13 protein-coding genes are annotated in these 12,559 nt (G+C 63.4%); 10 read left to right on the top strand and 3 right to left on the bottom strand.

The window, feature by feature from the left end:
• Nucleotides 1-112: 112 nt before the first annotated feature.
• The 4 genes from rpsF (at nucleotide 113) to rplI (ending at nucleotide 2,544) form a co-directional block, all read left to right on the top strand.
• The gene (rpsF, locus tag P6U23_RS18710) at nucleotides 113-559 is read left to right on the top strand and encodes a 30S ribosomal protein S6 (RefSeq protein WP_407181161.1); all 447 of its coding nucleotides are present in this window, start codon (nucleotides 113-115) and stop codon (nucleotides 557-559) included.
• Nucleotides 560-564: 5 nt separating this feature from the next.
• Complete coding sequence (gene rpsR / locus P6U23_RS18705; protein WP_011441353.1) at nucleotides 565-804, top strand: 30S ribosomal protein S18; 240 nt, start codon at nucleotides 565-567, stop codon at nucleotides 802-804.
• 132 nt (nucleotides 805-936) lie between these two features.
• Nucleotides 937-1,899 (top strand): hypothetical protein, encoded by a 963-nt coding sequence (locus tag P6U23_RS18700; protein ID WP_407181160.1) that lies wholly within the window; start codon nucleotides 937-939, stop codon nucleotides 1,897-1,899.
• Between the two features lie 42 nt (nucleotides 1,900-1,941).
• Nucleotides 1,942-2,544 (top strand): 50S ribosomal protein L9, encoded by a 603-nt coding sequence (rplI, locus tag P6U23_RS18695; RefSeq protein ID WP_407181159.1) that lies wholly within the window; start codon nucleotides 1,942-1,944, stop codon nucleotides 2,542-2,544.
• Nucleotides 2,545-2,673: 129 nt separating this feature from the next.
• On the opposite strand, the gene P6U23_RS18690 is transcribed toward rplI, so the two are convergent.
• Nucleotides 2,674-3,636 carry a hypothetical protein gene (locus tag P6U23_RS18690; RefSeq protein ID WP_407181158.1) on the bottom strand — a complete coding sequence of 321 codons (963 nt, stop codon included), beginning with the start codon at nucleotides 3,634-3,636 and terminating at the stop codon, nucleotides 2,674-2,676.
• A gap of 308 nt (nucleotides 3,637-3,944) precedes the next feature.
• Here P6U23_RS18690 and P6U23_RS18685 point away from each other — a divergent pair, with 308 nt between their 5' ends.
• The gene (locus P6U23_RS18685) at nucleotides 3,945-5,195 is read left to right on the top strand and encodes a class I SAM-dependent methyltransferase (protein ID WP_407181157.1); all 1,251 of its coding nucleotides are present in this window, start codon (nucleotides 3,945-3,947) and stop codon (nucleotides 5,193-5,195) included.
• Between the two features lie 36 nt (nucleotides 5,196-5,231).
• Here the strand turns inward: P6U23_RS18685 and P6U23_RS18680 are convergent, their stop codons facing one another.
• Nucleotides 5,232-5,417: a hypothetical protein gene (locus tag P6U23_RS18680; protein WP_407181156.1), complete on the bottom strand. Its 186-nt coding sequence runs from the start codon at nucleotides 5,415-5,417 to the stop codon at nucleotides 5,232-5,234.
• A gap of 112 nt (nucleotides 5,418-5,529) precedes the next feature.
• On the opposite strand from P6U23_RS18680, the gene P6U23_RS18675 reads away from it, so the two are divergent.
• From P6U23_RS18675 to alr, 3 genes are all read left to right on the top strand, one after another.
• A complete protein-coding gene (locus tag P6U23_RS18675) occupies nucleotides 5,530-5,652 on the top strand; it encodes a hypothetical protein (protein WP_024509923.1) in 123 nt (40 codons plus the stop codon).
• 279 nt (nucleotides 5,653-5,931) lie between these two features.
• Nucleotides 5,932-7,434 carry a replicative DNA helicase gene (locus tag P6U23_RS18670; protein WP_407181155.1) on the top strand — a complete coding sequence of 501 codons (1,503 nt, stop codon included), beginning with the start codon at nucleotides 5,932-5,934 and terminating at the stop codon, nucleotides 7,432-7,434.
• 54 nt (nucleotides 7,435-7,488) lie between these two features.
• Nucleotides 7,489-8,697 (top strand): alanine racemase, encoded by a 1,209-nt coding sequence (alr, locus tag P6U23_RS18665; RefSeq protein ID WP_407181154.1) that lies wholly within the window; start codon nucleotides 7,489-7,491, stop codon nucleotides 8,695-8,697.
• Between the two features lie 13 nt (nucleotides 8,698-8,710).
• On the opposite strand, the gene P6U23_RS18660 is transcribed toward alr, so the two are convergent.
• Nucleotides 8,711-8,938, bottom strand: coding sequence for a cysteine rich repeat-containing protein (locus P6U23_RS18660; RefSeq protein ID WP_407181153.1), 228 nt, complete (start codon nucleotides 8,936-8,938; stop codon nucleotides 8,711-8,713).
• A 46-nt stretch (nucleotides 8,939-8,984) separates the two neighbouring features.
• On the opposite strand from P6U23_RS18660, the gene xth reads away from it, so the two are divergent.
• Together xth and P6U23_RS18650 are read left to right on the top strand one after the other, a co-directional pair.
• Nucleotides 8,985-9,755 carry an exodeoxyribonuclease III gene (gene xth, locus P6U23_RS18655; RefSeq protein ID WP_407181152.1) on the top strand — a complete coding sequence of 257 codons (771 nt, stop codon included), beginning with the start codon at nucleotides 8,985-8,987 and terminating at the stop codon, nucleotides 9,753-9,755.
• Between the two features lie 108 nt (nucleotides 9,756-9,863).
• On the top strand, nucleotides 9,864-12,443 hold the full coding sequence (locus P6U23_RS18650) for a mechanosensitive ion channel domain-containing protein (protein WP_407181151.1): 2,580 nt from the start codon (nucleotides 9,864-9,866) through the stop codon (nucleotides 12,441-12,443).
• The last annotated feature ends 116 nt before the right edge of the window (nucleotides 12,444-12,559 follow it).

Raw genomic sequence — 12,559 nt, 5'->3', positions numbered from 1 at the left:
CCCGTCGTCCCGTGTTTCCGCCTTCTGAAGCTTACCCTCCCCGAGTCCTTTCCGAAGGCCTCGAAGGGCTTGTCGCCGGGAGTCGCGCCAACACTTTAAGGAAAGGACTTCCATGCCTCTTTACGAGCATGTTTTTCTCGCGCGCCAGGACGCGAGCCCGCAGCAGGTCGAGGAACTGACGACCCAGATGACCGGGATCGTCGAGCAGCTCGGCGGCAAGGTCACCAAGACCGAGAATTGGGGGGTGCGCTCCCTCACCTATCGCATCAACAAGAACCGCAAGGCGCATTTCGTGCTGCTCAACATCGACGCGCCCTCCGCCGCGATTGCCGAGATCGAGCGGCAGGAGCGGATCAGCGAGGATGTGATCCGTTACCTGAGCGTCCGCGTCGAGGAGCTGGAGGAAGGCCCCTCTGCAATGATGCGGAAAGCGGATCGCGACCGTGAGCGCGACGACCGTGGCGGCGGCTTCCGCGGTGAACGGGGCGACCGAGGCGATCGTGGCGATCGTGGCCCGCGCCGTTCGCGCGATGACGTCGATGGCGGGGAAGAGGAGTAAGAACAATGGCTGAAGCCGGTGCACGTCGTCCGTTTTTCCGTCGCCGCAAGACCTGTCCGTTCACTGGTCCGAACGCGCCGAAGATCGACTACAAGGATTCCAAGCTGCTGATGCGCTACGTCTCCGAGCGCGGCAAGATCGTGCCGAGCCGCATCACGGCGGTCTCGGCCAAGAAGCAGCGCGAGCTCGCGCGTGCCATCAAGCGCGCCCGTTTCCTCGGTCTGCTGCCTTACGTGATCAGGTAACTTTCGATAGATTGGATCGGCGGCCCTGGGCCGCCGATCGCAACGTTTCATAAGGCTTCCGGGTCGTCCGGTTGCCGATGGTTGGGGCTCCCCAGAGGAACCTCTAACCGCCGATGAGGGGCGGGACAGCTAATGATCGGTCAAATTCTCATTGCGATTGCCGCCGGCTCCGCGTCGGCCGCCATGTTCGCCTCGATCATGTCGGGCGCGCTGATTTCGCTCGTGCTGGTGTATTTTTCGCCGCTGCCTTTGATGGTGGCGGCGATCGGCTGGGGACCGCTTGCCGCGGCCATCGGCGGCGGTGTCGCGGCAATCGGCGTTGGCGCGATGTTCGGTTTCGTCAACCTCGTCGGTTACACCGTTGCCATCGCCCTGCCCGCCTGTTGGCTCGGCCACCTCTGCCTGCTCGGGCGTCCGCCTCGCGAAGACCAGGCCGCGCCTGCAGCGCCTGCCTCGCTCGAATGGTATCCGGTCGGACACGTTCTGGTTTGGATTGCAGCGCTTGCTGCGATCGTCGTGAGCGCCGGTGTCCTCGCGATCGGGCCCGATGCGGCCTCGATCACCGGCACGCTGCGAAGCGCGCTGCTGAGCGTCCTCGGGTTGAACGAGAACGGAATCAGCGTGGAGTCCCAACAACGGATCGATGCGGTCGTGAGTTTCGCGCCGCCCGCGGCCGCCATGTCGTGGATGTTGATGTTCACGCTCAACCTCTGGCTCGCGGCAAGAATCACGGCGACTTCGGGACGGCTGTCGCGGCCGTGGCCTGAGCTTAGAGCGGCCGCGTTGCCGCCGATGATGCTGGTCGCGCTGTGCGCCGCCACCGCTTTCTGCTTTTCGGGCGGCGTTCTGGCGATGCTCGCCAAGATCGCCACATCGGCGCTGATGATGGCGTATGCGCTGACCGGCCTTGCGGTCCTGCATACGCTGACGCTCGCCTTGAAAAGCCGCGCCTTCTGGCTGGGATCGACTTACGCTTTTGTCCTGATGTTCGGATGGCCCCTGCTTGCACTGGCCGCGCTCGGCCTTGCGGATGCCGTGTTCGGCTTGCGCCGGCGCTACTTGCGCGCGCATCCGCCGCCCTTGCCTGCCCCCTGAAATCAACTTCTCACTTTCTCAACATTCAAAAGGAGTACGATCATGGAAGTCATTTTGTTGGAGCGCGTCGCCAAGCTCGGTCAGATGGGCGAAATCGTAAAGGTGCGCGATGGTTACGCGCGTAACTTCCTGCTGAAGCGTAAGAAGGCGCTGCGCGCCACCGCGGAGAACCGCGCCAAGTACGACGGCATGAAGGCCGAACTCGAGGCCAACAACATCAAGGCGAAGACCGAGGCAAACAAGGTGGCCGAGAAGATCAACGGCCGCGACATCGTCATCATCCGCCAGGCTTCCGAATCGGGTCAGCTCTTCGGCTCGGTCTCAGTACGCGACATTGTCCTGGCGCTGGAAGCCGATGGCATCACGGTCAGCCGCCCGCAGGTCTGGCTGGACGCGCCGATCAAGGCGATCGGTCAGCGCCAGGTGACGATCGCCGTTCACCCCGAAGTCGAAGCCACCATCAACATCACGGTGGCGCGCAGCGCCGATGAGGCCGAGCGGATCAAGCGCGGCGAGGACATCTCGACCCGTCAGGAAGATCAGGACGCCGCAGCCGAGGCACTGGCCGCCGCCGGCGAGTTCTTCGATCCGGAAGCCCAGCACGAAGTGGCGCCGGAAGCCGAAGCCGCGCCGACCGAGAAGTAATTTCCCGGGAATACCCGACCTCGTCCAACCCCGGTCTTCAGGCCGGGGTTGGGGCGTTGATCGGGAGACGCTCGCTCGGCATCGCGACCGTGCGAACGCCGCACCTTGGCCGCGTGGGCCTTGGTTGATCTATTTGGAAGCAGGCGCCGGCGGCTCGCTCGGCGAGGTGCCTTGCGTCGACTCGGCCGGCGTGGCGCTCAACGACGGCGCTGCCACCGCAGGCGCAGAAGAAGAAGTGGATGTCGCGGCCGGCGTCACCGGGGGGACCGGATCTGGCCGCAGCGCCGGTGCTTCGGTCTGCTTCGCCGGTTCGGCATTGACTGCTTGCGGCGGGGAGGACGCTTCCGCCGGGTTTCCGCCCTCGCCTCGCCCGGCATCGGGCCGGCTCGCCTCGGTCTTCGGAGCTTCGCTCGTGCTCTGCGGAGCCCCACCGCTACCGGCCTCTTCCCTGGCGGGCTCGAGAGGGCTCGGCGCCCCCTCCTCAAGGCCAGGCTTGCCGCGCCGCCGCTTGGCGGACAGCTTACGGCCGTCAGCGCCATGTTCGCCCGCTGCCTGAGTAGGCGCCCGGCCCTCGGCCGCCGGCTGGCCCGCTTCCGGCGCATCCGCGGTGGGCGCCTGGCGCTTGGCGTTGCGCCGGGGTCGGCCGGGCTCGTTGGCAGCAGGCGCCTCGCTCTCCTGCCGCGGCTCCGCCTCTTGCGGCGCCGCAGAGACCGGATGACGCCTGCGGCCGGCGCGATCGGGTTGGTCGGTTGCACCTGCGGGCTTGCCGTCGGACTTCGCTTCCTTGCCCGCCTTCTGCTTTTCGCCGTAGCGGGTATCGGTCGCGCCATTGGAGACCAGATAGGAGGACAGCACGCCTGCCATCTCCGGGCTCGTCGTGTAATGCTGCCGCAGGAAGCCCTGCAGCGAACCCGGCGCCACCGTTTTCAACAGGCCGCGCGGGCTCTTGTGGCAGGCGGTGCAGGTGCCCGCGAAAATCTGGCTCGGACTCTTGCCGGCATCGAGATTCTCCTGCGCCTGAGCCCCTCCCGCTGCGCAACAGCCGATCAGAAGCGTCACCGTCGCTAAACTGAGCGCTCGGCTCAACATCATTGGCTGTTCTCCAACTTTTTCGAAATCGGGATGCAGATCGCTGGCGAGTCGCCCGGACGGCGCCGACGGCGGGTCACCTTTTAGCTGATTATTCCGGCAATGGAAGCATGCATATCGCGCACCTGCACAAGCCGGGTATTTCGGAATATCCGCTTTGTCTCCAACGCACTAGACGGGCGCGGAACTTACACTATGATCCGATCAGGGCGCATGGGAACCAACCCGGTCGAACTGCGTCGAATATCGGCCGGGGAGGCTCTACTTCTGACGGGATATCACGAAAGATATCACGGGTGGCGGTGGTTTCGATGGACCGTTTGTTGCGTAGTCTGCTGACGAAGTTCATTCAGCGCGGTACGATAAGTTTCACGACCGCAAGTGGCGCAAAATTCACCTGTGGGGACGGCACCGGCGAGCCGGTCCATGTCCGCTTCGTCACCACGGAAGCCGAACGCAGGATCATGCTCAATCCCGAGCTTGCGCTCGGCGAAGCCTTCATGGACGGCACTTTCGTCGTCGAGACCGGAACCATTGCGGATGCGCTGGCGATCCTGATGGATCAACCGAATTCGTTGCCGCGCTGGGCGAAATTGCGCTGGTGGGCTCGCTATCTCACACGCCATCTCACCCAATTCAATCCGCGCGGCCGCTCGCGCAATAACGTCGCCCACCACTACGATCTCGACGGCCGGCTCTATGCTCTCTTCCTTGATGCCGACAAGCAGTATAGCTGCGCCTATTTCGAGACGCCCGAGACCAATCTCGACGATGCGCAGCTCGCCAAGAAGCGCCATCTCGCCGCAAAGCTGCTGGTTGGCCGCGGCCACCGCGTGCTCGATATCGGCTCCGGCTGGGGTGGGCTTGGCCTCTATCTCGCTGAAATCGCCGGCGCCGACGTTACAGGGATCACGCTCTCGACCGAGCAGCTCCAGGTCTCCAACGCCCGCGCCGCGGAGAAGAACCTGACGCGGTCGGCGCGCTTCCTGATGCAGGATTATCGCGACGTTAAGGGCCCGTTCGACCGCATCGTCTCGGTGGGCATGTTTGAACATGTCGGCGTCGATTTCTACGACACCTTCTTCAAGCGCTGCGCGCAGCTTCTCACAGACGACGGCGTGATGATGCTGCATTCGATCGGCCGCTCCGAAGGTCCCGACGTGACCAATCCCTGGATCGCCAAATACATTTTTCCCGGCGGCTACATCCCCGCATTGTCGGAGGTGATGCCGTCGATCGAGCGCGCCGGCCTCCTCGTCTGCGACGTCGAGATCCTGCGACTGCATTATGCGGAGACGCTGAAAGCCTGGCGCGAGCGATTCATGGCGCGGCGCGAGGAAGCCGTGCAACTCTATGACGAGCGTTTTGCCAGGATGTGGGAGTTCTATCTGGCGGCGTCCGAAATGTCGTTCCGCAAGCAGAACATGATGAACTTCCAGATTCAGCTCACCAAGCGCCAGGGCGTGGTGCCGATGACGCGCGACTATATCGCGCGCGAAGAAACCAAGCTGCGCGGGCTGGAACAGGGGAGCCGGCCGCGGCTCAAGATCGCCGGCGAATAGCGCGCGAAGCGCACATCATTTCCGCATGCTGAACGCCTAAGCGGCGAAGGGATACCGGCTTACCGACTTTGCAAGCTGGGCGCGCAAGCCTTCGAGAACCGCGGGCGGGCAAGGCTGGCTGCGGATTTCCGGACGCGCCGCCTCCTCCATGGCATCGATCAGCATCGACAGCCACAACCGCCGTTCCGCATCCGCCTGCCCTATCGCCGTCTGCTGACGCATCGCCTGCTCTCGCCTCTGCTCCGGACGGTTCCTGATTACCCCACGGGAAAGAAAGCCAACCAATGTGAACTGCTTCACAGAGCTTCCGTTCCAAGCGCTCTAAAAATTACCCATGGCGCAGAAGACCTTTCCAATCGCAGTCGATGTCATGGACGATCTCCGCACCGACTATCTCTTGCTGGCAACCGGTCTCGGTGCTGCCCTGATCGCGCTCATCTATTTGCTTGCGACCTGACGCCCCGCAAATCGCCCCCTTGCCCTCACCTGTGAGTCGAAGACGAGCGGCCAAAGGTTCAGCCGCCTTCATTTGAATTTGCGAGATTTCTCACCCCGGCGCCGGTTTCGCGCGGCAAAGCGCGTCAAGCGTTGACAGCCCTGCGCGCAAGATTCACACCATGCGTTGTGTGAATCGGGCATAAGGCACACGGCCGCTTTCGTGCCGCCGCAGAGTGGCGCTTTATCGCGGGCCCCACCCTTCTCTCACCACGATCAGAATTGACGATTACACTTGACCATGGCCGCAACTGATTCGACCGTTCTCAAGCTCGCACCCGATGCGCCAAATGCGACGTATCGGACTGCACCGCACAATATCGAAGCGGAGCAGAGCCTTTTGGGCGCGATCCTGGTCAACAATGACGCCTTTTATCGCGTCTCGGATTTCCTCGAGCCGAAACACTTGTTCGAGCCGATCCATCAGACGATCTATGAGACCGCGGCTTCGCTGATCCGGATGGGCAAGGTCGCAACGCCCGTGACCTTGAAGACATTTCTGCCGGCCGACCTCGATATCGGCGGCCTCACGGTGGGCCAGTATCTCGCGCGTCTCGCGGCAGAGGCGACCACCATCATCAACGCGCAGGACTATGGGCGCACGATCTATGACCTGTCGTTGCGGCGCGATCTGATCCAGATCGGCGAGGACATGGTCAATGTCGCCTACGACGCGCCGGTCGATTTCGCGCCGCGGGTGCAGATCGAGGATGCCGAGCGCAAGCTATACGAGCTGGCCGAAACCGGCCGCTACGACGGCGGCTTCCAGAAGTTCTCGCAGGCGCTCACCACCGCCATCGACATGGCGGCCAACGCCTATAAGCGTGACGGAAAGCTGTCGGGCATTTCCACCGGCTTGCGCGACCTCGATTCCAAGATGGGCGGACTGCAGCACTCCGACCTCATCATCGTCGCGGGCCGCCCGGGCATGGGCAAGACGTCGCTTGCCACCAACATCGCCTACAACATCGCCAAGGCCTATGAAGGCGAGGTTCAGCCCGACGGGACGATGAAGGCGGTGAATGGCGGCATTGTCGGCTTCTTCTCCTGCGAAATGTCGTCCGAGCAGCTCGCCACCCGTATCCTCGCCGAGCGCACCGGCATTCCATCGAGCACGATCCGGCGCGGCGGCATCAGCGAAATGGATTTCGAAAAGATCCGCGAGTGCTCCATCGAGCTGCAATCGCTGCCGTTCTATATCGACGAAACCGGCGGCCTCTCGATCGCGCAGCTCACCGCGCGTGCCCGGCGGTTGAAGCGGCAGAAGGGTCTTGATCTTCTGGTGATCGACTACATCCAGCTCTTGCAAGGCTCGAGCAAACGCTCGTCCGACAGCCGCGTGCAGGAAATCACCGAAATCACCACGAACCTGAAGGCGCTGGCAAAAGAGCTCAGCGTCCCCATCATCGCGCTGTCGCAGCTATCGCGCCAGGTCGAATCGCGCGACGACAAGCGCCCGCAGCTTTCGGACTTGCGTGAATCCGGCTCGATCGAGCAGGACGCCGACGTCGTCTTGTTCGTGTACCGCGAGGAATACTATCTCGCCAACAAGGAGCCGCGTCCGGGTACGCCTGAACACGAGAAATGGCGCACCGACATGGATCTCGCGCACGGAAAGGCCGAAGTCATCATCGGCAAGCAGCGTCACGGCCCGACCGGCACGGTGGAATTGCACTTCGATGGCTCGGTGACCCGGTTCGGCGATCTCAGCCAGGACGGCAACCTGCCGGATCGGATGTATTAGCGCATCGCCTGCGAGGTTGAACCGGAACCCTGCCCCGCGTAAAACCGACGGGCCATGACCCCTGCCTCCAGTTCCAAGCCGTTACAGGCAAGCGCACCGCCCCCGCCCGAAGCAAATCAGGCGTCGGAGCTCGCTGCCTATAACGGCATTCTCACGATCGATCTCGACGCCATCATTGCCAATTGGCGCAAACTGGAAAAGGCCGCGGTACCGGCCGAGTGCGCCGCGGTGATCAAGGCCAACGCCTATGGCTGCGGCACCGAGCCCGTCGCCAAGGCGCTGGCCGCGGCGGGTTGCAAGACGCTCTTCGTCGCGACGCTCGATGAGGCCCGCGCCGCGCGGGCCGCGGCGCCGGAAGCGGCTATCTACGTCCTCAATGGTTTCCTCCAGAACACGGGTGAGTTCTACGCGACGATCAACTGCCGGCCTGTGATCGGCGAGCTCAACGAGCTTGCCGAATGGGACGTGTTCTGCCGCCGCTCCGGCTGGTCCGGAGGCGCGGCCATCCACATCGACACCGGCATGAACCGGCTCGGGCTTACGATTCAGGAAGCGCAAGGCCTGATCCCGCGCATCAACGCCGGCGACCACGGCATCACGCTGGTGATGAGCCATCTGGTCGCCGCCGAACAGCTCAATAATCCCGTGAATGCGCGGCAGCTTGGCGCCTTCCGCGAGATCGCGAGCCTGTTCACGGGCGTGCCGGCCTCGCTTGCCAACTCGTCCGGCATCTATCTCGGCTCGCCCTTCGTCTTCGATTTGGTGCGGCCTGGCGCGGCCCTCTATGGCGTCAATCCGACGCCGGAGGCCGACAACCCGATGCAGCCGGTGGTCGATCTCAAGGCGCGCATCGTGCAGATCCGCAATGTCGATCGCGGCGACACCGTCGGTTACGGCGGCACCTGGACCGCGCGGCGGCCGACAAGGCTTGCGATCATCGCCACCGGCTATGCCGACGGCTATTTCCGCGCCGCCGGCTCCAATGATGGCACCCGCGGCGCGGACGTGGTCGTTGCCGGCAAGCGCTGCCCGATTGCGGGACGCATCTCCATGGACCTGATCGCGATCGACATCACCGACCTGCCCGCGAACGCCGTGCGGCGCGGCCACATGGCGACGCTGATCGGCGAAGGCATCACCGTCGATGAACTCGCGCATCACTTCGGCACCATCGGCTACGAGGTGCTGACCAGCCTCGGCCGCCGCTACGCGCGAGTCTATAAAGGTGGCGGGGCAGCGAACGCATCCGTCGCGCCGCCCTAGGCCTGACGCCTCGTTACTGCTTCTTGTGGGAATCCAGCGCCTTCCTGCAGCTCTCGGTGAGCTGATCATGCTGCTTGTTCAGGCAGGCGACGATGCGTCCGCCGCCGGGCGCGATGCCGGCGCAATACTTGTCGTAGTCCTGCTTACAGGCGCCGCGTGAATCGGAGCTCGTCGTTTGCGCAATCGAGGACGAGCAAAATCCGATTGCGCAGACGAGAATGACAGCTTGCAGTTTTGACATGAGACCTCCGATGATGGCGCGCATACGGCGCATCGGCTAGCTCTACATGAAGATTGCGACATTCAACATCAACAATGTCAACCGCCGCCTGGCCAACCTGCTTCATTGGCTGCAGAGCGCGAAGCCGGATATCGTCTGTCTGCAGGAGCTGAAGGCAACCGACCGCGAATTTCCGCTCCACGCCATCGAGAACGCCGGCTACCGCGCGGTGTGGCGTGGACAGAAGGCCTGGAACGGCGTCGCCATCCTCTCCCGCAAAGCCGCTCCGGTGCTGATCAGGACCGAATTGCCCGGCAATCGCGACGACCACGAGGCGCGCTACATCGAAGCGGCCGTCAGCGGCATCATCATCGCCTGCCTCTATGCGCCGAACGGCAATCCGCAGCCGGGACCCAAATTCGACTACAAGCTCGCCTGGCTGAAGCGGATGCGCGCGCACGCTGCGAAGTTCGTCAAGCAGGATCTGCCGGTCGTGCTCGCCGGCGATTACAACCTCGCGCCCACCGCGCTCGATATTTATCCGACGCGCTCATGGGACAAGGACGCGTTGATCCAGCCGAAGAGCCGTGCCGCCTTCGCCGCCCTCCTCGCGCAGGGCTGGACGGACGCCCTCCGCACGCTGCATCCGGACGAGCGTGTTTATACGTTCTGGGATTACAAGCGAAACCGCTGGCAACGCGACGCCGGGCTGCGGCTCGATCACCTGCTGCTCAGCCCGCAGCTCGCGCCGCGCCTTGCCAAGGGCGGCGTGGATCGCAAAGTACGCGGCGAGGAAGGCGCCAGCGATCACGCGCCGGCGTGGATCGTGCTGCGTTGACGGAGCATCTTGAACGAAATGGTCGTCCATTCGCAATGCCGCGGCTCGCCATATTCTACCCTCGATCCGCATCTAGTGGGACGAATCGGGTGCGACGCGAGGGGACACATGAGAATCAGCGGCCGTTCGGCCTTGGGGCCGACTTTCATCTGCATATGCCTTTTGATTTCGGGAATTGTTGCCGCGGCAGTCGGGACCACTCCGCGCGCCTTCGGACAGACCGCAAGTTCGGATCAACCGACCGTTCCGGCACCGGCACAGGCTGGTGGCGTTCCCAGTCAGAAGACCTCGGCGTCGGTCAATACCGAAGCGATCACCCGGGACCTGAACCAGGAACTGGGGCTTGATCTCAATGCCAAGACGGCCGACTGGCGGCAGCACCTTGACCGTTTAGAGAGCGACCTTCGCCGCCCGCACCTGCGCTATTCGGAACTCAATGCTTATCGCGAGGAGTTGCAGCGCGTCCGCGCCGAGATCAAGGAGCTGGCGAATCGCGTGCCGACACGGCTCGATGCCAACAAAGCCCAGCTCAATCTGTTGGGACCGGCGCCCGCGGCGGGCCAGCCGCCGGAGCCGGAGCAGATCGCACACAACCGCGCCGAGCTGAACTATCGCCTCGGCCTTCTTTCCGCAGCCGAGGCCGCAGCCAAGTCGACAGACCTGCGCATCGATCACCTCTTCAACACGATCGAGGACATCCGGCGGCGGAACTTTGCGTCGATCCTGCTACAGCCGATTCCCGGCGTCTATGCATATGAAACATGGTCGAGGCTGCCGGACTACATCCCGACGGCGCTCGAGCGCCTCCGCGATCTCGTGGATGGTTGGTGGGAAGGCGTACCAGACAGGCAGGAGATCGCGCGGATCGGGCTCGAAGCGTCGCTGCTGTTCCTCGTGCTATCGTTCGCTGGCTGGCGCGGCGTGCGCAGCTTGCGGCGCTGGCAAGGCGAAGGTGAGCCGCCGTTCTGGCGGCGGGCCTCGTCGGCCGCCGGCGTCGTGCTCCTGCGTGCGTCACCGGTGGCGGTCCCGGTCGTGTTTGCATACGCCATGCTCGCGACGGAGCAGCGTTTGCCGGACCGCCTCGATTGGCTGTTCTATTTGACGGCCGAAATGGCCGTGATCATCTTCACCGTGGCTGCGCTGGTGACCACGACGCTTGCACCGCGGGCGCGAGCGTGGCGCCTCATTCCCGTGTCCGACGCGGGAGCCGCGCGCCTTTGCGGATTGATCATTTTGCTCGCGTTTGTCTACGGCCTGACGACGCTTCTTTACGCGATCACGCGGCTCGTGCAGGCCCCGTTCGCGCTGACGATCGCGGTCGCGTTGCCGTCGAGCCTGCTCGTGGCCGGCCTGGTCGTTGCCATTCTTCGCACGCCAGTAAGGAGCGAGAATCCGGCGGCACCGTCGATGCGTCTATTCCGGACAGTCCGCACGGTGGTGTGGACCATTGTTGCGGCAATCGTTGCCTGCGCGCTTGCCGGTTACCTGCCGCTCGCGCGTTTCCTGGCGCAGCAATTGGTCGTGACCGGATCCATACTCGCGCTGGTCTATTTGCTGCTCCTCTGGGTCGACGGTTTCGCTCAGAGCGTAACCGACGACAACGCGGTTGCCGGCGGCTGGCTCAAACAGCGAGCCCATCTGGAACGCAGTCGCCGCGAACAGCTCGCGCTGCCGCTCAGCCTGTTGCTCAAGCTCGCTGTCCTGGTTTTGTCTGTGCCGTTCATCATGCTGCAGTGGGGCTACACCTGGCCTGACATTCAGGACTGGTACCGGCAGTTGTTCTTCGGTTTCCACATCGGCAATACGCCGGTGACGTTCGGTGCCCTGCTCGCATCCATCATCGTGTTCGGGCTCGGCTATGCCGCGGCCCGCCTCTTCCAGGGCTGGCTCGACGTGCAGGTCTTGCAGCCGGCCGGTATTTCAGGTGGGGTTCGCCACTCGATCCGGACCGGCGTCGGCTATGTCGGCATCCTCATTGCCGCCCTGGCGGCGGTCTCCTACGCGGGCTTCAATCTCTCCAGCCTCGCCATCGTTGCCGGAGCTTTCTCGATCGGCATCGGTTTCGGTTTGCAAAATCTGGTCAATAATTTCGTCTCGGGACTCATCCTGCTGGCCGAGCGACCTATCAGGGTCGGCGACCTCGTGGTCGTCGGGGGCGAGGAAGGTTACGTCCGCAAGATCAGCGTCCGCTCCACTGAAATCGAGACGTTCGACCGTGCCCACGTGCTCATTCCAAACGCGTCCTTCGTATCGGACAAGGTCAAAAACTGGACGCTTCGCAACAGCGTGCGCCGTGTTGCGATCAGCATTGGGACCGCCTACGCCTGCAACCCGCGTCAGGTCAGAGAGGTGCTGCTGAAGGTGGCGCGCAGCAATCCGGACGTCTTGCACACGCCGGAGCCGGTCGTCGATCTCAGGGAGTTCGGGGCGTCGAGCCTCAATTTCATCCTGTACGTCTTCATTGACCACATCAGCAAGACGGTCAGGGTGCGCACGGACCTCTCGATGGCAATCTTCGACGCTTTTGCCGAAGCCGGGATCGAAATTCCCTTCACCCAAACGGATGTCAACATTCGCAACATCGATCGGCTACACCAACTGATCGCCGACTACGCAGCGCAGCAACAAGAGGAAAGCCCGCAGACGAGCCGGAGACGATTTGCAAAACGTCCCGCGGTAGCGGATTAGAGCATCCGCCGATCGAGAGCCGGACGAATGCCTTCAACCACGGCCGTCATTGCGAGGAGCAAAGCGACGAAGCAATTTAGACTGTATCCGTGGACGAAGTCTGGATTGCTTCGCGG

The organism is Bradyrhizobium sp. STM 3562 (genome assembly GCF_045571435.1).
GTDB lineage: Bacteria > Pseudomonadota > Alphaproteobacteria > Rhizobiales > Xanthobacteraceae > Bradyrhizobium.
Note: the sequence above shows the minus strand (reverse complement) of the source record. Positions and strands in the feature narration are given on the sequence as shown.

What these genes read in the sequence shown, in the direction of transcription:
- rpsF (WP_407181161.1), top strand. Translation starts at nt 113, where the DNA reads ATGCCTCTTTACGAGCATGTTTTTCTCGCGCGCCAGGACGCGAGCCCG.
- rpsR (WP_011441353.1), top strand. Translation starts at nt 565, where the DNA reads ATGGCTGAAGCCGGTGCACGTCGTCCGTTTTTCCGTCGCCGCAAGACC.
- P6U23_RS18700 (WP_407181160.1), top strand. Translation starts at nt 937, where the DNA reads ATGATCGGTCAAATTCTCATTGCGATTGCCGCCGGCTCCGCGTCGGCC.
- rplI (WP_407181159.1), top strand. Translation starts at nt 1,942, where the DNA reads ATGGAAGTCATTTTGTTGGAGCGCGTCGCCAAGCTCGGTCAGATGGGC.
- P6U23_RS18690 (WP_407181158.1), bottom strand. Translation starts at nt 3,636, where the DNA reads ATGATGTTGAGCCGAGCGCTCAGTTTAGCGACGGTGACGCTTCTGATC.
- P6U23_RS18685 (WP_407181157.1), top strand. Translation starts at nt 3,945, where the DNA reads ATGGACCGTTTGTTGCGTAGTCTGCTGACGAAGTTCATTCAGCGCGGT.
- P6U23_RS18680 (WP_407181156.1), bottom strand. Translation starts at nt 5,417, where the DNA reads ATGCGTCAGCAGACGGCGATAGGGCAGGCGGATGCGGAACGGCGGTTG.
- P6U23_RS18675 (WP_024509923.1), top strand. Translation starts at nt 5,530, where the DNA reads ATGGCGCAGAAGACCTTTCCAATCGCAGTCGATGTCATGGACGATCTC.
- P6U23_RS18670 (WP_407181155.1), top strand. Translation starts at nt 5,932, where the DNA reads ATGGCCGCAACTGATTCGACCGTTCTCAAGCTCGCACCCGATGCGCCA.
- alr (WP_407181154.1), top strand. Translation starts at nt 7,489, where the DNA reads ATGACCCCTGCCTCCAGTTCCAAGCCGTTACAGGCAAGCGCACCGCCC.
- P6U23_RS18660 (WP_407181153.1), bottom strand. Translation starts at nt 8,938, where the DNA reads ATGTCAAAACTGCAAGCTGTCATTCTCGTCTGCGCAATCGGATTTTGC.
- xth (WP_407181152.1), top strand. Translation starts at nt 8,985, where the DNA reads ATGAAGATTGCGACATTCAACATCAACAATGTCAACCGCCGCCTGGCC.
- P6U23_RS18650 (WP_407181151.1), top strand. Translation starts at nt 9,864, where the DNA reads ATGAGAATCAGCGGCCGTTCGGCCTTGGGGCCGACTTTCATCTGCATA.